This is a genomic window from Provencibacterium massiliense (assembly GCF_900169495.1).
Taxonomy (GTDB): Bacteria; Bacillota; Clostridia; order Oscillospirales; family Ruminococcaceae; genus Harryflintia; species Harryflintia acetispora.
The window spans coordinates 213,628-235,533 of the sequence record NZ_FWCH01000011.1; the positions used below are offsets into that span (position 1 = coordinate 213,628).

Below are 21,906 nucleotides of genomic sequence, written 5' to 3' on the forward strand. Positions count from 1 at the left end.
GCTGTCCCCACAAACTACCATGCCGGTCCGACCCGATTTAACAATCGGTTCATTGCTTTCGACAAGCCGCATGCTATAATAAGGGCATGAAGAAGTATCTGCAAAGAATCCTGTCTTTATTTCTGATATTCTCGTTGATCTTGCCTCTGGCCGCCTGCAGCGACGGCACAGGGGCCGCCTTGCGTTATGATATTTCCACGGTGATTACCAACCTGGACCCGCAGTACGCCGACGGGGAGGACGCCAAGATGGTCATCCGCAACGTCTTCGAGGGGCTGTTTTGCTACGACGAGGAGGGCAAAGCCGTACCCGCCGCCGCCGAGAGCTATGGGATTTCGGCCGACGGGCTGGTCTACACCTTCCAGCTGCGCGAGGGGATGCACTGGTCGGACGAGGCGCAGACCCCCATCACTGCGAACGATTTTGAATTCGCTCTCAAGCGCCTCTATAACCGGGACTATCAAAGCCCGTTTGCCGACGATTTCCTCTGCCTGAAAAATGCGCAGGCGATCCTCGGCGGCAGCATGCCGCCCTCCGCGCTGGGGGTGAAGGCGACGGGGACCTACACCTTGGAAATCACGCTGGAATACCCCGCCCCCCAGCTGCCCGAGCTGCTCTGCTCGACGGCCGCCATGCCCTGCAACGAGGTGTTTTTCACCGAGACCAAGGGCCGCTACGGCCTGTCGGCGGACATGCTGCTGTATAACGGGCCCTTCTATGTGCGGCTCTGGGAGCCGGAGGAATACATCCAGCTGCGCAAGAGCGATGATTACCGCGCGCCGCAGGAGACTTATCCCGCGCGGGTGACGCTCAGCGTCACAGACGGGCAGGAGCATTTGCGGCGCTTCCAAAGCGGGAAGACCGATGCGGCGGTGCTCAGCTATGATGAGCTGCAGCAGCTGAGGACGCAGCAGATAAACTATGAGCAGTTCGAGGATACCGTCTGGGTGATGGTCTTCAACCAACGGGTGCCGTTTTTAGAAAACCGCAACGCCCGCAAGGCCCTTGCGGGGGCGGTAAACCATGCCGCCTTTGCGCCGCTGCTGGGCAATGACCTGATTGATTCGGCCACCTTCCTGCCCCCATCGCTGACGATCTACTCGGAGAGCTACCGCAAGCTGGCCGGCTTTACGCGGGAGGGCAGCTACCGGCCCAAGGAGGCCAAAGAGAGCTGGGCCAGGGCGCTGCAGGAGGCCGGGGAGCCGCCGGTGCTCACCCTGCTGACTGCCGAGGGCTCCTCCCACCCGATGACCGCCGGGGCGGTGCAAAAGAGCTGGCGGGACGATTTGGCGCTGGTGGTCAACATGGAGCAGCACCCGCTCGATGAGCTGAGCGCCCTGGTGCAGGACGGGCAGTACCAGATCGCCATCCTGCCCATGCGCCCGGCCTCCTCCCGGCCCGAGGAGATGCTCGCGGACTTCCGCTCGGGCTCGGGGCGCAACCTGGCGGGGTACCAAAGCAAAACTTACGACGCGCTGCTCGAGAGGGCTGAAAAGGCCCGCGGCAAGGAGGAGCTGCTCGCCGCCTGCAAGGAGGCTGAGGAGCTGCTTTATCAGGATGCGGTGCTGGTGCCGCTTTATTATCAGACCAGCTACTATGTGACCCCCAAAAAGGTGAGCGGCATCTATTTCTCGCCCTTCGCCGGGGAGATCAGCTTTCAGAAGGCGGTCAAGAAATGAGAGGGTGGATAACATGGAGATCAGGAAAATGACGGCGGACGACTACGACGGAGTCTACCGGCTGTGGCTGGACACGCCGGGAATGGGACTCAACAACCTCGACGATTCGCGCGAGGGGATCGAGCGGTACCTGCGGCGCAATCCCGGGACCTGCTTCGTCGCGCAGAAGGAGGGGCGGATCGTCGGCGCGATCATGAGCGGACATGACGGGCGCCGGGGCTATATCTACCACACGGCGGTCGCCGTCCCCGAGCGCCGGCAGGGGATCGGCAGCGCCCTGCTCGCCGCCGCGTTCGATGCGCTGGAGCACGAGGGGATCAACAAGGTCGCGCTCGTCGTGTTCGGACGCAACCGGGACGGCAACCGGTTCTGGGAGGCGAACGGGTTCACGTCCCGTGAGGATTTGGTGTACCGCAACAAGAACATCCGGGAGTTTATCCGCAACGATACCTGACAAAACCGCGCACGGCAGGGGATACTGCCGTGCGCGGTTTGTGGTTTCAGCCCGGTTCAGTGGGTCTGGAACACCTTGAGGGTGGGGTGGGAGGCCCCGGGCAGGAGCTCCCAGGCGCTGCCCTCCTGCCCGATGGAGAGGGCGGGCAGGTTGGAGGCTGTGGCGAAGCCGGAGGCGGCGAGCTGCACACAGCCCGCATCCAGCCCGCCGGCGTTGGACAGGCCGAAGGCGTGAGAGGCGCTGGCGCTCTGCCAGTAGCAGCCCGAAATGGAGGCGGTCCCGCCGCTGTTGGGCTGCACGCCGCCGATGAGCCCGCCGGAAGCGGGGCCGGATACGGTGGAGCCTAAGGAGTAACAGCGCAGGATGCTGCCTGAGTCGATTGCGCCGACCAGCCCTCCAGAAAAGCTGCCCGAGTTGTTTGCGGTGCAGGAGATGGTGTAGCAGTCGCTGACCTTCTGGCCACCGGAATAATAGCCGACCAGTCCGCCGGCGGTGAGGCCGCCGACGGTAATGGACGAGTTTTGAGCATAGCAGCGATCGATGGAGCCTGTGCTGAGGCCGCAAAGGACGCCGCCGTTGTCTCTGGAAGTATAAAAGGAGGAGTCGGTCACACCGAGGTTTTGGATAGTCCCGCTGTTGCGGCCAAACAGCCCGGGATAATTCTGCGTTAGGGAGCAGGTGGCGTGGCTGACGGTGTAACCGCCGCCGTCGTAGGTGCCGGAGAAGAGGGCGGAGGAGATGCCGATCGGCGTCCAGTTGCCGTTAGCGGCGTTGCCGTCGCTGTCGTAGCCGGTAAGGTCGATGTCGTTGATCTGCAAAAAGCAAAGTCCCGCATCCAGGTGGCGGTTCAGATGCTGCAGCTGCGCCGGGGTGCTGACCCGGTAGGGGCTTTGCATGGTGCCATTTCCGGCGTAGAAGGCCCCGGCCGTCCCGGCGGCACAGCCGCAGGTGGGGGCGGTGGTGAAGGTTTTGCTGAGCGTCCCCTCTCGGTCCAGCCCCGCGCGGCCGGGGGCGACATGGGCGGTGACCTTCAGCGTATAGTCCGCCGGACCTGCGGGATCGACGGCGCAGGGGAGATGGACCGTGACCTGCCCGGCGGCGGTGATCGTGACCCGGGCCTGCACCATGGGGGAGCCGGCGGCCGAGGCACCGGGATAAACCTCGAAGGTGTAGTCCTTTGTGCGCGGCGAGCGGGTGAAAGGAATATTGAGCCCGTAGTCGCATTCTTCGCCCGATAGGAGCTCGACGCTCAAGCCCGCCGCGGCGTGGACGCGCGCCGGGCAGGCGAGCAGGATCAGCAGGCAGACGGCAATCATCAGCTTTTTCAAAGGGGACCCCTCCTGATTTGGGGCAGAGAAAAAGACCGTTAGCAAGGACTGCTGGCGGTCTGTACCGGGCGGGAAGGGGGTGGATTTTGGCCGTTTTCCTTGCAAAACCCGCCAGAAAAGGGTATAATTAGAGTAACATTACCAGTTGCTGGATCGGATTATGAAGGAACTGGAAAAATTGGCGAGAAAAAAGGCCCCAAGCAGTCCTTGCTAGCGGTCTTTTTTGTTTTTTCGCCCTCCCGGCGGGGGATGGAATTTCGCCGCCTTCCGTCAGGGAAAGGTTGTATTATCAGGGCAAAAGTGGTAAAATAACAAAACAGCTGCAAGCAGCCCCCGCATCAAACCGAATTTGGAGGAAAGTAAAATGAGCAAGACATTCTACATCACCACGCCGATCTATTATCCGTCCGGGCAGCCGCATATCGGGCACGGCTACTGCACCGTCGCGGCGGACGCTATGGCGAGGTATAAGCGAATGCAGGGGTTTGATGTCATGTTCCTCACCGGCACCGACGAGCACGGCCAGAAGATCGAGGACAAGGCCAAGGAGGCCGGGGTCACCCCCAAGGAGTATGTCGACAGGATCGTCGCCAATTTCAAAAAGCTCTGGGAGTGCTTTGAAATCTCCAACGACCGCTTCATCCGCACCACCGACGACTACCACGTCGAAGCGGTGCAAAAGATATTTCGGCGCCTCTACGAGCAGGGGGACATCTACAAGGGCGAGTACGTCGGTAAGTACTGCACCCCCTGCGAGGCGTTCTGGACCGAGAGCCAGCTCGTCGACGGCAAGTGCCCCGACTGCGGGCGCGAGGTCGCCGAGGCGCACGAGGAGGCCTATTTCTTCCGCCTGTCCGCCTATGCCGAGCGGCTGGTGAAATACTACGAGGAGCACCCCGATTTCATGGAGCCGCAAGCCCGCTTTAACGAGATGGTCAATAATTTCATCAAGCCCGGGCTCGAGGATTTGTGCGTCTCGCGCACCACCTTCAAGTGGGGCATCCCGGTGACCTTCGACGAAAAACATGTGGTCTACGTCTGGGTGGACGCGCTCTCCAACTACATCACGGCGCTCGGGTACGAAAACGAAAAATACGATGATTTTGACAAGTACTGGCCTGCCGACGTGCACCTGGTGGGCAAGGAGATCATGCGCTTCCACGCGATTATATGGCCGGCCATCCTGATGGCGCTGGGCCTGCCGCTGCCCAAGAAGGTCTACGGCCACGGGTGGCTGCTGATGGACGGGGGAAAGATGAGCAAGAGCAAGGGGAACGTGGTCGACCCGTTCCTGCTCTGCGAGCGGTACTCCACCGATGCGATCCGCTACTTCCTGCTGCGGGAGATCCCCTTCGGCTCGGACGGCGTCTTCTCCAACGAGGCGCTCATCGGGCGGATCAACTCCGACCTTGCCAACGACCTTGGCAACCTGGTGTCCCGCACCGTGTCGATGGCGGGGAAATATTTCGGCGGCACCCTGCCCGCCGAGCGGGAAGCGGACGCGCTGGACGACGAGCTGATAACCCTGGCGCAGGGCCTGTGCGGGCGGGTCGAGGCGGCCTATGACGGGATGCAGTTCCCGGTCGCGCTGACCGAGATATTTAAGCTGGTCAGCCGCTGCAACAAGTATATCGACGAGACCATGCCCTGGAGCCTGGGCAAGGATGAGCAGAAACGCGCGCGGCTGGCGAGCGTTTTGTATAACCTGCTGGAGTGCATCCGGATCATCGCGGTCCTGATCACCCCCTGCATGCCCGCCACAGGGCCCCGGATCCTTTGCCAGATCGGGGCCGGGGAGGAAATCTCTTCCTGGGAAAGCGCCGGGAAGTTCGGGCTCTTGCCGCCCGATGTGACGACCAGCAAGGGCGAGGCGCTCTTCCCGCGGATCGATGCGAAGAAGGAGCTCGAGGAGCTCGACGCGCTGGTGGAGGCCCAGAAGGCGGCGGCCAAGGCGGCGCTGGAAGCGCCCAAGGCAGAGGCCAAGCCCGGGGAGAAGGAAGCGAAGGCCGAAGTCCCCGGGATCATCACCATCGACGACTTTATGAAGGTCGAGCTGCGGGTGGCCGAGGTGACTGCCTGCGAGCCGGTGCCCAAGGCCGACAAGCTGCTGCGTCTGGAGCTCGACGACGGGCAGGGCGGCCGGCAGGTGGTGTCGGGGATCCACCCGTGGTACGAGCCGCAGGACCTCATCGGCAAAAAGGTGGTCGTGGTGGCCAACCTAAAGTCCGCCAAGCTGCGTGGGGTGGAATCGAACGGCATGATCCTTGCCGCTGACGCCGGGGACAGTGACGTGCGGGTGGTCTTTATCGACCATGACGTGCCCAACGGGTCGAGAATCCGCTAAATGAAAAAGGCGCAGCGCGCATAAAAAGCATAAAAGCCCTCCTGCCGGCATGCCGGCAGGAGGGCTTTTCGCGGCGGGTCATCCGATGGTGACCACCTCGCCGTCCCGAAAGGCGGCATCGGAAATTTCGTTGCCGATCCCCGGGAGGTCGGGCACGGTGCATTGGCCGTCCACCGGCTGGTAGTCGAAAACGGCCAGCGCGCGCATCCTGGGGCCGATGGTGTTCACGTTGTACTCGTGGATGACGAAGTTCGGGATGGCGCATTCCAGCTGCAGGGAGGCCGCCGTCAGCAGGGGGCTGCCGCAGACGTGGATCTGCACGCCGGCCTCGTAGATATAGGCCAGGTCGCAGATTTTCTTCGCCTCGGTGATCCCGCCGCAGGTGCCGATGTCCGGCTGCGCGATCTGCAGCGCGTCCTGACGAAAGCACTTGTTGTACTGCCAGCGCGAATAAATCCGCTCGCCGCTGGCGATGGGCAACCCGGTCTCCCGGTGCACATAGCGCAGCAGCTCGGCGTGGGGCGTGGTGGGCTCTTCAAAGTAGAATATCCCGTACTCCTTGGCCATGTTGCCCATCTGCACGGCGGACTGCGCGTCGGTGTAGCAGTGGTTCTCCAGGATGATGTCCACCCCAGGGCCGACGGCCTCGCGGGTGGCGGCGATGCGCGCGCGCAGCATCTGCATTTGGCGCGGGGCGAGCAGGCCGGTGCGCTCGGCGTCGGTGAAGCGGCCCGCATCCTCTTTGAAGTTGAAGAAATCGATCTTCACCGCGTCGAAACCCTTGTCCACCGCGGCTTTGGCTTCGCGCGCATAGTCCTCCGGCTTCCTGGCCGGCTTGCCGTCCCAGCCGTTTTGCAGCTGGCTGGCATAGGCGCGCAGGCTCTGGCGCTGCCTGCCGCCCAGCAGCTCGTGCACCGGCGCGCCGTAGGCCTTGCCCTTGATGTCCCACAAAGCGATATCCAGGGCGCTGATCCCGCCGAAAACGACCGGTCCGCCGTTTCGTCCCCAGAAGCAGTCCCGGTAGAGCTTCTGCCAGACGGCCTCGTGCTCGAGCGGGTTCAGGCCAATCAGCCGCCGGGCGAGGTCCTGCAGCATCCCAAAGGCGGCGCGCTGCGCGCCGCCGTAGGAGAGGGCCGCCTCGCCGTCGCCGTAGATCCCGCTGTCGGTATACACGCGGCAGAGCGGCGGGGTCCAGCCGAGCTCGACCGGTTTTGCGAGGAGCAGATCAATTTTTGTGATTTTCATGGGAGCACCACCCTTTCCGTTCTTCTGTAGAAATCATAATTCGCCCGCTCTCAAAACGCAATATACTATGAAATGAATGAGCGGATCATTGTTTTCATAGCAATCGAAAACAAGGGGCCGCATAGCAGCGCTATGCGGCCCCTTGCGGGATGGTTAACCGATACTGCTGACCTGGGAGTTGCCAAAGCTGCCGCCGCTGTTGGGGGTATAATTCCCGTAACCATAGAGATAGACGGCGTGGCTGGGGCTCGTCCAGCGGCAGTTTTGCAGGACGATGGACCCTTCCGCGTATCCGGAAATCCCTCCGGTGTAGGCGGCGGTGTTGGCCGCGGACGAGGCGCATTCGACGAAGGAGGAATCCTTGCTGTAACCGGTGATGCCCCCGGCGGTGCCGTAGGTATGCAGCTGCTTCACCGTGCCGCCGATAACCTTGCACCGCAGGGCGCTGCCGGAAAAGACATTGGATACCAGACCGCCCACTTTATACCATTCCCCGCTTGCCTGTACCGTCGGGTTGGTGACGGTGCAATCCTGGAGGACGGCGCCGCCGCTCAGCTGGGCGACGAGGGAGCCGGCATGGGCGGACGACACGGCGACATAGGGGGAAACTAAGGCGGCGTTTTTGACGATGCAGCCGCTTCCCGAGACACTGGCAAACATCCCCGCGGCATCACTGGAGAGGGAGGCGTCGGTGATCCGAAGGCCGCTGATGGAACAACCATTCCCGTCGAAAACGCCGCCAAAGGACGAAATGGGCGTCCATGTCCCGCCAAGCGCGATGTCCTGTACCTGCTTAAGGCTGCTGGCATTGTGCTGCTCGATGTGTGCGAGCTGGGCGGGGGAGGCAATCAAAAACGGATTGCCCGGGGAGCCGTCCCCGAAAAAGTAGCCGCCCTGAGCGCTGGAATCACACCCGCAGACATAGCCGGTGGTGTATTCCCTGGTGATCCGCCCGGCGGTATGGAAGCCGCTTTGCGCCGCGGGCACGTTGGCCGTTGCGGTGATGACAAAGGTTTCGGGCCCGGCCAGGCTAAAGTCCGCCTGCAAAAAGACGGCGGAGGTGCCGCCGCTTGTCTCGACGGAATCGAGGATGGTACCGCTGCCCTTCCTTTGCAGGGTAAAGGTATAGGAGCCGGCATGCCCGCTCCCGGTAAAGCGCACCGTCAGCCCGCGCACCGGCAGCGCGGCGGCCACACGCGCCTGCGCTTTTGGGGAGGCCTGCACCCTCGGCAGGGTTTCCTCGTCGAGCAGCGCGGTCTCCACCTCGATGGAGGAGCCGACAGTCTCCCCGGCGGCCCCCGCCACGGACACCGTTCCCAGGACCAGGGTGAGAGAAAGAAGAATCGAACCAAGTTTTTTCCACATAAAAATGCCCCCAATTTGTTTGGTGGCACAAACCATACACCCGGGCCCGCCATGACGGGCCCGGCCCACCGGCCGCTGCGCCCGGCAAGGCGCAAGACAACAAAGCCCATCCATCTTACCGGGTAACATGGATGGGCAAAGCCTGCCGTATACTACGGCACAGCCGGCATATGCAATTTTGCCCCCAATTTTGAAGGCGGAGCCACCGATCCCCCCATCGGACACCGCCCTATCCCCAAGCGCCGCCGGGCCTTACCCCTAAAATCCGGCAGCGTCTACCAGAATTATACAGGATTCACCACCGCATTGCAAGAGGAGCCGGGCAAAATCAGGGCTCGGGGGTGCGGCAGACGTCGGCGAGCAGGATGTGCACCGGCGAGAAGCGGTCACAAATATAGTCGGCGCTGTTCGGCGCGCGCAGCACGCCCTCGCCCGAAAAGCCCTCCTGCTTCTGGCGCAGGGGGAGGGTGAGCACCACCTTGGTGCCGCTGCCCTCCACCGAGTCGATCATCAAGGTCCCGCCGTGGGCGGCCATCGAGAGCTTGGCCACCGTCAGCCCCAAGCCTCCGCCCGCGGCCTCGTAGCCGGTCGGATCGTGGCTGAAGAAGGGGTCGCAGATATAAGGGTAGATTTCCGGCTCGATCCCGAGCCCACGGTCCGTCACGGTGATCCGAGCGCTGCCGGAAACCTCCTCGAGCGCGAGGGTGATTTCGTTGTCCGAGCGGGTATAGCGCAGCGAATTCGAGAGCACGTTGAGCAGGGCGTTTTGCAGCTTTTCCTGGTCGCACTGGCAGAGCAGCGGCCTCTCGGGCAGCGAGACGTGCAGCGGGATTCCCAGGTCCTGCGCCAGCATTTGGACGGCATCCCCGAGCTGGCGCAGCAGCTCGCGCAGGTCGACCGTGACCGGCTCGAAGGGGTTGATGGCGCTGGTAAAGCGGGTATATTCGGTGAGATTCACGCAGTGGCGCAGAATCTTATAGCTGTTCTGGTTGATGTGCAGCAGATGCTCGCGCAGCGAGCGCTCCTTTTTGAGCTCCTCCATCCGGGACATGGCCGAGAGGGAGGCGAAGATGGAGGAGAGCGGCCCGCGCAGCTGGTTGGAGAAGGTGGACACCACCCGGTTGGCACCCAGCGGGTCGAGCGCGGTGCCCTGCGCGTTGGCCGGGCTGAGGTGGACGAGCGCAAATCGGGTTCCCCCGAATGTGCAAAACGGCACGAAGAAGAGCTCGGTGGTGCCCAGCGGTAGCCGCCCGGTGCTGACCGTCACGCTGCGGTCTGCGCAAAGCTCCTCGCCCACCCGATGGCGGTCCTCCGCCGAGAGCATGGACGAAAGCCCGTCCGGAACCTTGAAGCTGCCGTAGAGCGCGAGCGCGCGTTTGTTCGTCCAGACTATACGCAGTTCTTCGTCCACCACCGCGGTCGGTTGGCTGGAGTCGTCATACAGATCAATAACCGTCCGCGCATGCGGGCAGTCCTCCCATATTCCCATATTTTCATTTCCCCAAACAGTGTTGATTTTTGCTTTTCTCTCTATTTGTTTATGTATTCCGGAACCCATTATACATGATGTGCGCCGGGCTTGCAATCTTTTCGCTTGCATGCGGCCGGGACGGCGCTGCGCAGATATTACAAAATTTTAAAAAAGAGGTTAAAAGTTTGTCAATCGGCTTGTAGTTTTCACAAATATGGTATAGAATAGAATCAGCTTAAAATATGGGAGGTAGATTCCAATGGCAATTAAAATTGGTATTAATGGTTTCGGCCGTATCGGACGTCTTGTTTTCCGCGCGGCAATGGCGCAGCCTGATGTGTATGAGGTCGTGGGTGTCAACGATCCGTTCATCGCGCTGGACTACATGGTCTACATGACCAAGTATGACTCCATCCATGGCCGTTTCGACGGCACCGCCGAGATCAAGGGCGACAAGCTCTGCGTCAACGGCAAGGAGATCTGCGTTTTTGACAAGATGAACCCTGAGGAGATTCCGTGGGGCGAGTGCGGCGCTGAGTACGTCGTGGAGTCCACCGGCGTGTTCACCACCATCGACAAGGCTTCCGCCCACCTGAAGGCCGGCGCGAAGAAGGTTGTCATCTCTGCCCCCAGCAAGGATGCCCCGATGTTCGTCATGGGCGTCAACAATGATAAATACGACAAGAGCATGGACGTGGTTTCCAATGCGTCCTGCACCACCAACTGCCTGGCGCCTCTGGCCAAGGTCATCAACGACAACTTCGGTATCGTCGACGGCCTGATGACCACCGTTCATTCCACCACCGCCACCCAGAAGACCGTTGACGGCCCTTCCAAGAAGGACTGGAGAGGCGGCCGCGCCGCTGCGGGCAACATCATCCCGTCCTCCACCGGTGCTGCGAAGGCGGTTGGCAAGGTCATCCCCGAGCTCAACGGCAAGCTGACCGGTATGGCGTTCCGCGTTCCGACCCTGGACGTTTCGGTCGTTGACCTGACCGTCAACCTCGCGAAGCCCGCTTCCTACGATGAGATTTGCGCCGCGGTCAAGAAGGCTTCTGAGAACGAGATGAAGGGCATCCTCGCTTACACTGAGGATATGGTCGTCTCTTCCGACTTCATCACCGACCCGCACACCTCCATCTTCGATGCGAAGGCCGGTATCGCCCTGACCGACAAGTTCGTCAAGCTGGTTTCCTGGTACGACAACGAGTGGGGCTATTCCAACAAGGTCCTGATGCTCATCGAGCACATGAACAAGGTCGACCACAAGTAAGAACCATTGATACCCAAATAGAACGAAAAAAGCCGCGGCATTGCCGCGGCTTTTTTTATGCACATAATTAGTTTAATGAGTAAATTGCGGGTTCAAACTGATACGGTTCATCAAAGTCAACCCAATAATAAAATATTTAATGAGGATATTAACAAAAATTCTGTCATTAGTAAATAGTGATTTTGAAAATTAGTAGATATACTTGCACACGCTCTTTTCCATAACGAGCAGCATGATGTTATCATTGGTATATAAGATAGAGTGCAAATAGTAGTTTTATCCTGACCCTGGTATTTCTCATTACCCAGATATTTTAAGTATTTATAGAAGGAAGATTTAACCATAGTTGTCAAATTAATACTTAGTCGTTTACCTTGCCAACCCCAATTTGGTGTTATTCATGATGCTGTTAGAGTTTATAAAAGTAAACATAAAAAAATACAGATAAAAAATGGGTACTTAATACTAAGCAAAACGAATTAATTGCTAAAATTCGAATAAACCCTACAAATATATAAATTATATTTGCGATATATTTTATTTTGTGTTATTATATGCTACGCATAAATAATATTTTGATTTTTTGTAAAATTTTACAATTTGCAACTTTTTACTGTATGTTAGGAGAGTTTTATGAATAATCTTATTGAGTACTTGGAAAATATTGTCCATAGATTTCCGGATAAACCGGCTTATGTCGATGAACAGAAATCAATTACATTTGGACAACTATTACTACAAGGGAAGAATATTGCCACACAAATTCTTATTTGCGTAAAAGAAAAGATAAATCAACCCATAGCAATTTTAATGGATAAGAGTGCGGATATGATTCAAGCATATTTATCAGTAACATATAGTGCAAATTTTTATACTCCTCTTGATACGACCTCTCCTGTCTCAAGATTAAAAAAGATTGTTGATGTTCTTAATCCCACAGCAATCTTAGTCAGTGACAAGTATGTAAAAAAAGCCCAGGATATTGGTTTCTCTAGTGAAAAAATTTTAATTTATGAAAAAGTAATTTTGGAAGCATACGACGAATTGATGATTAAACATGCTTTAGATAGAAAATTGGATACAGATCCAATTTACACTCTATTTACTTCTGGGTCCACAGGAACTCCAAAAGGAGTAACAATCTGTCACCGTTCAGTAATTGATTATATCGAATGGGTATGCGAAACATTTTCTATTTCGGAAAATGATGTCTTTGGTAATCAGGCCCCCTTATATTTTGACAACTCAATTCTTGATATTTACTCCACTTTAAAAACTGGTGCAACCATGTGTTTAATACCAGAAAAGCTATTCATGTTTCCCATTAAACTTATTGAGTATTTAAATCAGAAAAGAATTAATACTATATTTTGGGTCCCTTCCGCCCTTATTTACGTTGCTAATTCAGGAGTTTTTAACAAGATGAAGCCTGAGCATTTAAAAAAGGTTCTTTTTTGTGGAGAGGTTATGCCAAATAAGCAGCTGAATATTTGGCGTAAAGCCTTACCCGAAGCACTCTATGCAAATCTTTATGGACCGACAGAAATTACTGACGCTTGTACATTTTTCATTGTAGACAGGCCAATGGAAGATAATGAACCTTTGCCGATTGGTATTCCCTGCCGTAACACAGATATATTGGTCTTAAATGATAAAAATGAATTAGTCATAGGTGAAGAGAAAGGAGAGTTATGTGTTAGAGGGTCCTCATTAGCACTAGGTTACTACAATAATCCAGAAAAAACAGCTTCTTCTTTTGTGCAGAATCCTTTGAATTCCCATTATCCTGAATTGATTTATCGAACCGGTGATATAGTGAAGTATAATGAAAATCGCGAGTTGATTTATTTATGCCGCAAAGATTTTCAAATAAAACATATGGGACATCGTATAGAAATTGGAGAAATTGAAACGGCCGTATTGTCATTGCCAGATGTTCAAAATGGTTGCATCATATACGACGATGCAGAAGATAAAATAGTTCTTTTCTATCAGGCAATCCAAAATATTGATCGGGACATATTAACTGCATTGCGAAGGTTGTTACCCAAATATATGCTGCCAAACAGGTTAGTACAAAAGGAAAAACTTCCTATGAATCGAAATGGGAAGATAGATCGAGTATTACTTAAGGGGATGCTGTGATGTACAAAGTATCCAGCATGGATCTTTATAATAGTCTTGTTCTCTCTTTTCAAAACAATCATTTAAAGACGCACTCTAATTGTTCATTGCTTCCCAATAAAATACTAAAACTAATTCAAGATGGATTGCTTTATTATATTCAAACTTCAAATTGTTTGGCCTTTTTTCAAAATAACAACTTTTATTATGAAATGTGGTATTACATTGGAGAAAGAAAAAATGATTTAGTTGAGATCGTTTCGAACAAACCAGTACAAATTAGTGTGATTTATCAGATTGGATCCAACCGTATTGAATATGAACGTAATTTTTGGTTTAACAATGGATTTTATAAAAATAAAATAGCACGGCGTATGGTAAAACAACTTTGTTTGGAGACTGAGTTGGCTGAATTCCCCAACGGTTTTATGTTTTTGAAATCCTACCATTTACCAGAAATTACGGAGCATCTCTATGACTCTTTTAACCATATTACAGATCAACTTCCTACTCAGCAGGAACTGGAACAGGCAATTGGAGATAAGCGGTTATTTGGTTTTATAAACAGTCAAGGAGAATTAATTGCTTTTATTCATTTTTTTTGCAATAAAAAATATTTGATTTCTTTGCATGAGTGGGTTAGACCGAGCGACCGTTCAAAAGGGCTTGGGAAACTATTGGTACACTCCTGCCTCAATCTAGGTTTAAAGCAGGGAGTGCAACGTGCTTATGCATGGGTTAATGAAGGGAATATACCTTCTGAAAAGTTACATTTATCTTTAGGGTTTAATTTCGATGGCAAGATATCGGAAAAATTAATTTTTGATCCAACCAAGTAAAGGAGATAATAATATGGAAAAGCTTTTAAAAATTTTGACTGAAATTGTTCCGGATGTTAATTTTGAAAAAGAAGAAAACTTAGTTGATGATGGGTTAATCGACTCATTCGATATTGTAAGTATCATCTCCGAACTAACTGATGCATTCGGGGTTACTATTCCCGTTGAAGAAATTGAAGCTAAAAATTTTAATTCGGCTAAATCGATACACGCCCTTATCAATAGAATGCTAACCAAGTAAAAATAAAGAAATGTAGGACGAAAAAATGGTATTTTCCTCAACGATTTTCCTTTTTTTCTATTTGCCCATAACCTTATTAGGCTACTATTTACTCGATAGACGTTATAAGAATGTATTCTTATTAATAGCTTCTTTGTTATTCTATGCTTGGGGTGAGCCCAAATTTGTTTTTATTATGATGTTTTCTATCGTAATAAATTATGCTTTAGGGCTACTTGTTGATCGAGAAAAAGGAAATAAGCCTCATCAACGTGTTATTCTAACTTTTATGGTGTTGTTTAATCTTTCCCTCTTTTTTGTCTTTAAATATTTGAATTTTACAATACGAAACCTTAACTTTTTGTTAAATGATAAAATCCCCCAAACTAATATTGCTTTACCAATTGGGATATCCTTTTTTACATTCCAGGCAATGTCTTATGTTTTTGATGTCTATCGCGGGAAAGGAAAAGTTCAAAAAAATCTTTTAAATGTCGCTTTATACATTTCCTTTTTTCCACAGCTAATTGCAGGTCCGATCGTCCGTTATGAAACTGTTGCTCTGGAGATTAATTCACGACAAGAAAATTTAAACGATTTTTCTACTGGTGTAAGACGGTTTATTATCGGTCTCTGCAAAAAGCTTATTCTCTCGAATAGTCTTGCAATTATTGCGGATAAGGCATTTGGATATACAGATTTTACCCAGCTTACGGTTTCTTTGGCATGGCTAGGTTTGGTTTCTTATGCTTTTCAAGTTTATTATGATTTTTCAGGCTATTCTGATATGGCTATCGGCTTGGGATTAATGTTTGGTTTTCATTTTAATGAAAACTTTAATTATCCTTATATTTCCAAAACCATTCCTGAGTTTTGGCAAAGATGGCATATTTCATTGGGTTCTTGGTTCCGAGACTACCTTTTTTATCCTATCTCTATTTCCGGATGGTCAATGAACCTCGGAAAATTTGCTCGCCAAAAATGGGGAAGAACTCCAGGCAAAGTGGTTCCTGCGGTCGTTGGTCTCGCCATAGTGTGGTTTTTAACTGGTCTGTGGCATGGGGCAAGTTGGGGGTATATTATTTGGGGTTGCTTTTACGGCTTTTTATTAATACTTTCGCTTATTTTTCAACCTATTATAAAAAAGATTACTGAAGAACTTAAAATAAATACAAAATCTTATTGGTTTAAAGGTATCCAAATTTGCCGTACACTATTTCTTGTTTTAATTGCCGATGTGTTTTTTCGTGCTCCAGGCACATGGAATGCATTTCGATACCTTGGTAGTATGTTTGGATTAATGGGTAACTCTATTTCCGACAGCCTTTCACAATTTCTTTTTTTCGACAGTGCCATCACGATAATAATTTCCGTTATTGCTGCAACGCCAATTTTAAAAGCGCTAATGAATCATATTCCTAAAAAGTATTTATTTAATGTGCGCTGTGCAACAGATATTATTGAAGTTATAATGTTGATTGTCTGCGTATCTTATGTAGTTAATACCGCCTACGATCCATTTATATATTTTAATTTTTAAATTAAAGGGGAATTTTTGTCTTGCAGGAAAAGCATAAAAGGCTGGCGCAATCTAAAAAAAATAAGATTCTTTCTTTAATTCTAATTATCTTTTTTTGTATAATACTTGGCGCTGGAAATATATTAAACTTAGAAAAATTGAATCGAATAATTAATAAGCAGGATATTTCATTTCAGACGTGGAAGTCAGCTACATCTTCTGTAGAGAGTGAACTTAAAAATCAATTTAGTGGAAGACCAAAGTTAATAGATATTTACGGTTTATGTATGCGCATACTAAATAAAAAAATAATAGGTAATTTCGAATTTGTAAAAGATAACGATGGAATTATGCAGGTTTTTGGAAATTATCCTGATACTGAACCTTTTGAAAAAAGCATATTCTCTTTGAGCAAATATTGTACAGAAAATGATATACCTTTAGTTTTTCTTCAGATTCCTAACAAAGATGAAAAGCTTTCTTTATCAGATAACATGTATTTTGCAGGGCATATTAGTAAAGAGTTTATGGCTTCTCTTTGCGCCTATGGCGTTGATATTTTAAATCTTCGTACCCTAATGGATTCCGATCCTGATGCACCAAAAAGAACAGAGTTCTTTTTTTATTCAGATGTTCATTTTACGACATATGGTGAGTTTTGGGCATCGAAAAAGCTAATTAACCATCTACAAACTCAATATGGTATATTTTTTAGTGATCTGGACACGATTTTAGATATAAATCAGTATAAAGTGGAAGCGTTTGATTTTTTGGGTAATACCTCTCGATCGTCAGGTAAATATTTTTCAAAAGTTGATAAATTTGAAAACTATATCCCCCAATTTCCAACTCGATTTAATTTATTTAATAAGCAGGGAGAATTAACAAGAACCGGAGATTTTCAGACAGCGCTGATGAATAGCTATGAAAAAAAACCACATGATTTGTATACTTATTGGATTACAAATTATGGGCAGTATCCGGAACCTTATTATGAGTATCAAAACCTCGAAAATATCAATGGTCCCAGTATTCTCCTGATTTTAGACTCTGGCTTTATGAGAGGTGCTACATTTTTAGCGCTCGCTTGTAATAAAATTACAATTGTCGATCCTCGGTATATGGATGGAGTTCCTTATGTAGAACATGCCATTACCCAAAATAAGTATGATGCGATTGTAATATGTGGAGCCTCTCAAAGTTTTTTAAGCAGTAGTTTTTATTAAAAAAACTCAATTACATTAATTATCCCAAAACCATAAATATGGTTGAGTTTGATGATTGGGTTGTTAATTTTTAAATTGAAACATTTAACTGCACTTTATTTACAAATCGGTAATAAAACTGTCCAGTGCTATTATGGAATAGAACGTACGAACGTATCCACACATTTTCAAAATGAAGATCTACAGATGACGGGCTTCTCGGTCAGTATTCCCGCAGGATATTTTGTCAACGAATATATTAAGGTGATATCGTTTATTTAAATTGGAGCTAATGAAACATATCAATTTGAAGCTATTACGTGAAAGTACAATATTAAAGGGAGAAAGGCCAGCAGTTTTATATACTGCTGGCCTTTCTATTCCCATTAAGATAAAATTTTTGCTTTGAAGTTTTGGGGTGGAGGTATTGACTTGCTTAAAAAAGAAGACCGATAGCATAGGTAGCTATGGGCCTTCTTTGCGTTTTTCTTCCTATCTGATAGCCGGGTTTTGCCCAGCAATTGGAAATCTTCACCTAATTATATCCTGTTTTTCCGGGAAATGCAAGCAAATCTACCGTTTTTTGCCTCCATCCCCCACGCCGGACGATAGGTTGATACCTATACTATCGGTCATTTTTGAAACGGAGGGAATGGCATGATCAAGCGGTTTGTTTGCGTAGCCCAGGCGGCCGCGCTGCTGGCCTTGACGGGGGTGCCGGCGCTCGCGCAGGGGGAGACGCTGGGCCTTTCGCTGCGCAGCGCGACCAGCACACGCGCCGGCTCGGACGGAAGCCTGCCGCAGCGCGGCTTCGAAATCACCTTCACCGGCTCCGCCCGCGCCAAGGATTATACCTTTACGCTCAAGGAGAAGGACAGCGGCGCTGCGCTCGGCACTGTGGACGCTGCAAAGGGAGACGGCGGCGTCTTCCTGCCCGCCGATTATGATGTCGCCGCGCCCAAAAGCTATTTGCTGGAGGTCACGGCCAACGTCGACCCCCAGCGCGCGGGATTCGAGCGGCCCCATACGGTCAGCCGGGAGTTTGAAGCCCCTTTCAGCTGCGGTTGTCCGTCCGGGACGGCGGGCGGCTTCCTCTACGGCGACGGGGAAACAGTCCCCTTCGCGGTGGCGAGCCCGCAGCAGCTGCAGCATGTGAACGCGCATCTTAACAAGAAGTTCGTGCAGGTGGCGGACCTGGATCTCGGCGGCTACGCCAACTGGACGCCGCTGGGCGGAAACAGTCAGGACAGCTTCACCGGAACCTATGATGGGAACGGATACACCGTGAGCGGGCTCACCTGCACGGGGAGGGACCGGTCCGGCCTGTTCGGGGCCATCGAGGGGGCCACGGTGCAAAACCTCGGGGTGGTCGGCGCAAACCTGTCGACACCCCGGGGAATGGCCGGTGCGATCGCGGCGGAGTGCCGCGACTCGGCGCTGCGGCGCTGCTTCGCACTCGGCGGGCAGTTCGTTGCGACCGTCCAGACGGCTGAAAATCCCCAGTCTTCGGCGGGCGGCCTTGTGTCTCAGCCCATGAACTCGACAGTGGAGGACTGCTATGCAGCCGGGATCACCTTGCAGGCCTGTTACGCCGGCGGGCTGGCCGGTTCCTTCTCCAGCCATGCCGGGCCGGATTACTCGACTGTGCGCCGGTGCTACGCCATCCCCTATTCGGTCAAGGCCTACGGGACCAACTACGCGGGCACCATCAACGGGAGCATGAACTATCTCTGCGTAATCGACGGAATCGGCTACCAGAACATTACCGACCCGTCGCTGCCGGCACTCTCCTATATCCGGACGGTTAGCGGTATAACGAACAGTAACAGTTCTGCGATATCAGGCATTTACGAGGTGACGGCGGGACAGCAGGATACTTTTAGCTTTCTCAGCCCCGGCGGCGCTGCCAGCGCCTGGGAGTGGGGGAGCGCCGACATTACGGGCCTTGGCACGGTGGCGGTGCCGGTGCTGAAGGTCTTTTCCGGGCACCCTTATACCCTATCCGGTGTGAACGCCTGAGGGCCGGGGGAAGCGTCCCGTCCGGAAAGCTGAAAAAGGGAGGCCAGCGTCTTTGACGCTGGCCTCCCAATTGTTTCATGGTATTTAGGCGAGCCGCTCGCCCGCGGTGTAGACGGCCTTGATGTCATAATCCCGGTCCACCACCACCAGGTCGGCGACGGCTCCCGGGGCGATCACGCCGACCCTGTCCTGCATCCCGATCATCCGGGCGGGGGAATGGGTGGCGGCGCGGATGGCGTCCTCCTCGCGCACCCCGAAGCGGATGGCCCGGCGCATGCACTCGAACTGGTTGGTGGCGCTGCCCGCGATCGAGCCGCTGGCGATGGTGGCCAGCCCGTCCTTAACGGTGACCGCCTGGCCGCCCAGCTCGTACATGCCGTTGGGCATGCCGCAGGCCTCCATGCTGTCCGAGATCAGCGCGATCCGCCCCGGCCCGAGCACCTTAAAGGTGATCCGCACCACGGCGGGGTCCAGATGAATCCCGTCCGAGATCATCTCGGCGTCGATGTCGCTGTCAAAGACGGCGCCCACCACGCCGGGGGAGCGGTGGGTGAAGGGGGTCATGGCGTTGTAGAGGTGGGTGGCGTGGCGCGCGCCCAACGAGACGGCGTGCATGGCGGTGTCGTAGCCAGCGGCGGTGTGGGCCAAAGAGATGCGCACCTCATCCTTCAGCGCCTTGATGAATTCTTCGGCCCCGGGCAGCTCGGGCGCGATGTCGCACAGCAGGATATGGTTCCCCGAAGCCTCCTGCAGCCGCCGGAAGAGGCCGACGTCCGGATCGATCAGGTTCGCCTCGTTTTGCGCGCCCTTCTTTTCCTTGGAGAAGAAGGGGCCCTCCATGTTGATCCCCAGCACCTTCGCGCCCTTGCGGGGGGCGGCGATGAAGGCGCGCAGCTCGTGCATGATGGAATCGAGGGTGTCCGCCGGCAGGGACATGGTGGTCGCGAGCAGGGAGGTCACCCCGTTTTCGGCGTAGTAGCGGGCCATCTTGTAGTAATTGTCCTCGCCCCCGCGCGACCAGTCGCACCCGACGCAGCCGTGGGAATGGATGTCCAAAAGCCCCGGGATCACCCGCAGCCCGCCAAGGTCCTCGCCCGTTCCGGGGAGGGAGGGGGCGACGGACTTGATTTCGCCGTCCTCCATCAGGATGTCGGCCTTATGAAAGGTAAAATCGGTATGATATACTTCCGCGTTTTTTAACAGCATGAGAGTTTCTCCTTTTGCTCTTTTCCTTAGTGTACATCATGGCGGCGAAATAATCAACGGTTCAGCCGCGCCACCCCATAGCACAGATAGAGCGCATAGACCAGCCAGACGAGGTAGGGCAGGTAGAGCCAGGCGCTGCGCTCGCAGATGCGGCGCATGCGGGTGACGGTGAGCACCCCCAGCGCGATCATGGCCACGATCATAAAGAAGGAGAGGGTGTACTGCCCGAGCCTAAAAAAGGCGCCCGGCCACAGGGCGCTGAGCAGAAGCCCCGAAAAATAGAGCACCAGGGTGCTGCGCCGCAGGTAGTAGTCGGTCTGCGGGGTGATCAGCAGATGGTACAGCGCGAGGGCCATCAGCACATAGAGGATGGTCCAGACGATGGGGAAGACCGCCGCCGGCGGAGCCAGGGCGGGCAGGTTCATGGCATGGTAGGCGCTTGACATATCGCCGCCGAGCAATGTGCCGAGCAGCGAGGCGGCGGCCGACGCGGCCAGGGAAAGCAGAAGTTCACGCAGTTTGATGACGCCCACAGGGCAGACCCCCTCAAAAATTGCTTTGCTGGTTACCTTCTAAATATATGAACCCAACGCCCCGATTATATGCGCGCGCCGGCGCGAAAGAGGAAGAAATGCAGGAAATCGGAAAAAAGGGGATGAAACGCAAAGCGGTGTATGCTATAATAGCCGCATGACGGCCATTACAGCATTTTTATGGCAGAGGCCATTTTTCGCCCGGGCCGCGGCCGGTCCGCGCGCGGGCGCGAGCTTAAGGGGAGTTTGAGTGAAATGGAAATCAAAGCGGCAAACCGGATCGTGGTCAAGGTCGGAACCTCGACGCTCACCCATCCGAGCGGGCTGATCAACATCCGCCGGATCGAGCAGTTCGTCAAGGTGCTGGCCGACCTCAAAAATATGGGCAAGGAGATCGTCCTGGTCACCTCGGGCGCCATCGGTGTCGGGGTGGGCAAGCTCGGGCTCAAGGAGCGCCCGTCGGACACCCGCTCCAAGCAGGCGGCCGCCGCCATCGGCCAGTGCGAGCTGATGTACATCTACGACCGGCAATTTTCCGAATACAACCACGTCATCTCCCAGGTGCTGCTCACCCGGGACGTGGTGGAGGACGAGCGGCGGTGCGCGCTCTGCCGCAACACCTTCTCCCGCCTGCTGGAGTATGGGGTGATCCCGGTGGTCAACGAGAACGACACGGTGGCGGTCGAGGAGATCGAATTCGGAGACAACGACACCCTTTCGGCAGTGGTGGCCACCCTGTGCGACGCCGACTTGCTCATCATCCTTTCGGACATCGACGGGCTCTATACCGACAACCCGCGCACCAACCCCGACGCCACCCTGATCCGGGCGGTGACCGAGATCGACGATTACATCCTCTCGATCGCCCACGGCGCGGGCAGCGCGCGGGGGACCGGCGGGATGATCACCAAGATTCATGCCGCCGAGGTCGCCGGGGAAGCCGGGATCGACACGGTGGTGATGTCGGGCACCGACCCGGCGCTGATCTACCGGCTGCTCGAAGGGGAGTCGGTCGGAACACGCTTTTACAGCAGGCAGGCAAAACCGGAAAATGTGACGGCCTAGACGAGGAGGGCTTTGAA

The 21,906-nt window shown here is 53.6% G+C and carries 17 protein-coding genes; 11 read left to right on the plus strand and 6 right to left on the minus strand.

Features of this window, described 5'->3' with window-relative positions; all coding sequences use genetic code 11:
- The first annotated feature begins 179 nt into the window (after positions 1-179).
- Both B5477_RS04760 and B5477_RS04765 read left to right on the plus strand, forming a co-directional pair.
- Complete coding sequence (locus B5477_RS04760; RefSeq protein WP_159448934.1) at positions 180-1,679, plus strand: peptide ABC transporter substrate-binding protein; 1,500 nt, start codon at positions 180-182, stop codon at positions 1,677-1,679.
- A gap of 13 nt (positions 1,680-1,692) precedes the next feature.
- Positions 1,693-2,133 carry a GNAT family N-acetyltransferase gene (locus B5477_RS04765; RefSeq protein ID WP_079698643.1) on the plus strand — a complete coding sequence of 147 codons (441 nt, stop codon included), beginning with the start codon at positions 1,693-1,695 and terminating at the stop codon, positions 2,131-2,133.
- A gap of 56 nt (positions 2,134-2,189) precedes the next feature.
- On the opposite strand, the gene B5477_RS04770 is transcribed toward B5477_RS04765, so the two are convergent.
- A complete protein-coding gene (locus B5477_RS04770) occupies positions 2,190-3,461 on the minus strand; it encodes a hypothetical protein (RefSeq protein ID WP_079698644.1) in 1,272 nt (423 codons plus the stop codon).
- Positions 3,462-3,810: 349 nt separating this feature from the next.
- On the opposite strand from B5477_RS04770, the gene metG reads away from it, so the two are divergent.
- On the plus strand, positions 3,811-5,805 hold the full coding sequence (metG, locus tag B5477_RS04775; RefSeq protein WP_079698645.1) for a methionine--tRNA ligase: 1,995 nt from the start codon (positions 3,811-3,813) through the stop codon (positions 5,803-5,805).
- A gap of 78 nt (positions 5,806-5,883) precedes the next feature.
- Here the strand turns inward: metG and B5477_RS04780 are convergent, their stop codons facing one another.
- From B5477_RS04780 to B5477_RS04790, 3 genes are all read right to left on the minus strand, one after another.
- Positions 5,884-7,050, minus strand: coding sequence for a mandelate racemase/muconate lactonizing enzyme family protein (locus B5477_RS04780; protein ID WP_079698646.1), 1,167 nt, complete (start codon positions 7,048-7,050; stop codon positions 5,884-5,886).
- A 153-nt stretch (positions 7,051-7,203) separates the two neighbouring features.
- Positions 7,204-8,415 (minus strand): hypothetical protein, encoded by a 1,212-nt coding sequence (locus B5477_RS04785; protein ID WP_143533540.1) that lies wholly within the window; start codon positions 8,413-8,415, stop codon positions 7,204-7,206.
- Between the two features lie 328 nt (positions 8,416-8,743).
- The gene (locus tag B5477_RS04790; RefSeq protein WP_159448935.1) at positions 8,744-9,904 is read right to left on the minus strand and encodes a sensor histidine kinase; all 1,161 of its coding nucleotides are present in this window, start codon (positions 9,902-9,904) and stop codon (positions 8,744-8,746) included.
- A 241-nt stretch (positions 9,905-10,145) separates the two neighbouring features.
- On the opposite strand from B5477_RS04790, the gene gap reads away from it, so the two are divergent.
- The 7 genes from gap to B5477_RS04820 all read left to right on the plus strand — a co-directional run bounded on the left by gap (position 10,146) and on the right by B5477_RS04820 (position 19,085).
- Positions 10,146-11,159 carry a type I glyceraldehyde-3-phosphate dehydrogenase gene (gene gap / locus B5477_RS04795; protein ID WP_079698649.1) on the plus strand — a complete coding sequence of 338 codons (1,014 nt, stop codon included), beginning with the start codon at positions 10,146-10,148 and terminating at the stop codon, positions 11,157-11,159.
- A gap of 633 nt (positions 11,160-11,792) precedes the next feature.
- Entirely contained in the window at positions 11,793-13,304 is a 1,512-nt protein-coding gene (locus tag B5477_RS04800; RefSeq protein WP_079698650.1) for an amino acid adenylation domain-containing protein, read from the plus strand.
- Positions 13,304-14,122, plus strand: coding sequence for a GNAT family N-acetyltransferase (locus B5477_RS04805; RefSeq protein WP_079698651.1), 819 nt, complete (start codon positions 13,304-13,306; stop codon positions 14,120-14,122). Before B5477_RS04800 ends, B5477_RS04805 begins: the two co-directional genes overlap by 1 nt.
- Positions 14,123-14,135: 13 nt before the next feature.
- Positions 14,136-14,363, plus strand: coding sequence for an acyl carrier protein (locus tag B5477_RS04810; RefSeq protein WP_079698652.1), 228 nt, complete (start codon positions 14,136-14,138; stop codon positions 14,361-14,363).
- A gap of 25 nt (positions 14,364-14,388) precedes the next feature.
- On the plus strand, positions 14,389-15,882 hold the full coding sequence (locus B5477_RS04815; protein ID WP_079698653.1) for an MBOAT family O-acyltransferase: 1,494 nt from the start codon (positions 14,389-14,391) through the stop codon (positions 15,880-15,882).
- 20 nt (positions 15,883-15,902) lie between these two features.
- On the plus strand, positions 15,903-17,087 hold the full coding sequence (locus B5477_RS14825; RefSeq protein ID WP_143533541.1) for a hypothetical protein: 1,185 nt from the start codon (positions 15,903-15,905) through the stop codon (positions 17,085-17,087).
- A gap of 636 nt (positions 17,088-17,723) precedes the next feature.
- Positions 17,724-19,085, plus strand: coding sequence for a hypothetical protein (locus B5477_RS04820; RefSeq protein WP_079698654.1), 1,362 nt, complete (start codon positions 17,724-17,726; stop codon positions 19,083-19,085).
- An 84-nt stretch (positions 19,086-19,169) separates the two neighbouring features.
- Here B5477_RS04820 and nagA read toward each other — a convergent pair whose 3' ends face one another.
- Both nagA and B5477_RS04830 read right to left on the minus strand, forming a co-directional pair.
- Entirely contained in the window at positions 19,170-20,291 is a 1,122-nt protein-coding gene (gene nagA, locus B5477_RS04825) for an N-acetylglucosamine-6-phosphate deacetylase (protein ID WP_079698655.1), read from the minus strand.
- A gap of 53 nt (positions 20,292-20,344) precedes the next feature.
- Positions 20,345-20,824, minus strand: coding sequence for a TspO/MBR family protein (locus tag B5477_RS04830; RefSeq protein WP_159448936.1), 480 nt, complete (start codon positions 20,822-20,824; stop codon positions 20,345-20,347).
- Positions 20,825-21,079: 255 nt separating this feature from the next.
- On the opposite strand from B5477_RS04830, the gene proB reads away from it, so the two are divergent.
- Positions 21,080-21,889, plus strand: coding sequence for a glutamate 5-kinase (proB, locus tag B5477_RS04835; protein ID WP_079698657.1), 810 nt, complete (start codon positions 21,080-21,082; stop codon positions 21,887-21,889).
- Positions 21,890-21,906: the final 17 nt, after the last annotated feature.

Bases quoted from the DNA above. Each gene is read 5' to 3' on its own strand.
- B5477_RS04765 (WP_079698643.1), top strand. From the start codon at position 1,693: ATGGAGATCAGGAAAATGACGGCGGACGACTACGACGGAGTCTACCGG.
- B5477_RS04780 (WP_079698646.1), bottom strand. From the start codon at position 7,050: ATGAAAATCACAAAAATTGATCTGCTCCTCGCAAAACCGGTCGAGCTC.
- B5477_RS04785 (WP_143533540.1), bottom strand. From the start codon at position 8,415: ATGTGGAAAAAACTTGGTTCGATTCTTCTTTCTCTCACCCTGGTCCTG.
- B5477_RS04790 (WP_159448935.1), bottom strand. From the start codon at position 9,904: ATGGGAATATGGGAGGACTGCCCGCATGCGCGGACGGTTATTGATCTG.
- gap (WP_079698649.1), top strand. From the start codon at position 10,146: ATGGCAATTAAAATTGGTATTAATGGTTTCGGCCGTATCGGACGTCTT.
- B5477_RS04800 (WP_079698650.1), top strand. From the start codon at position 11,793: ATGAATAATCTTATTGAGTACTTGGAAAATATTGTCCATAGATTTCCG.
- B5477_RS04805 (WP_079698651.1), top strand. From the start codon at position 13,304: ATGTACAAAGTATCCAGCATGGATCTTTATAATAGTCTTGTTCTCTCT.
- B5477_RS04810 (WP_079698652.1), top strand. From the start codon at position 14,136: ATGGAAAAGCTTTTAAAAATTTTGACTGAAATTGTTCCGGATGTTAAT.
- B5477_RS04815 (WP_079698653.1), top strand. From the start codon at position 14,389: ATGGTATTTTCCTCAACGATTTTCCTTTTTTTCTATTTGCCCATAACC.
- B5477_RS04820 (WP_079698654.1), top strand. From the start codon at position 17,724: ATGATCAAGCGGTTTGTTTGCGTAGCCCAGGCGGCCGCGCTGCTGGCC.
- nagA (WP_079698655.1), bottom strand. From the start codon at position 20,291: ATGCTGTTAAAAAACGCGGAAGTATATCATACCGATTTTACCTTTCAT.
- proB (WP_079698657.1), top strand. From the start codon at position 21,080: ATGGAAATCAAAGCGGCAAACCGGATCGTGGTCAAGGTCGGAACCTCG.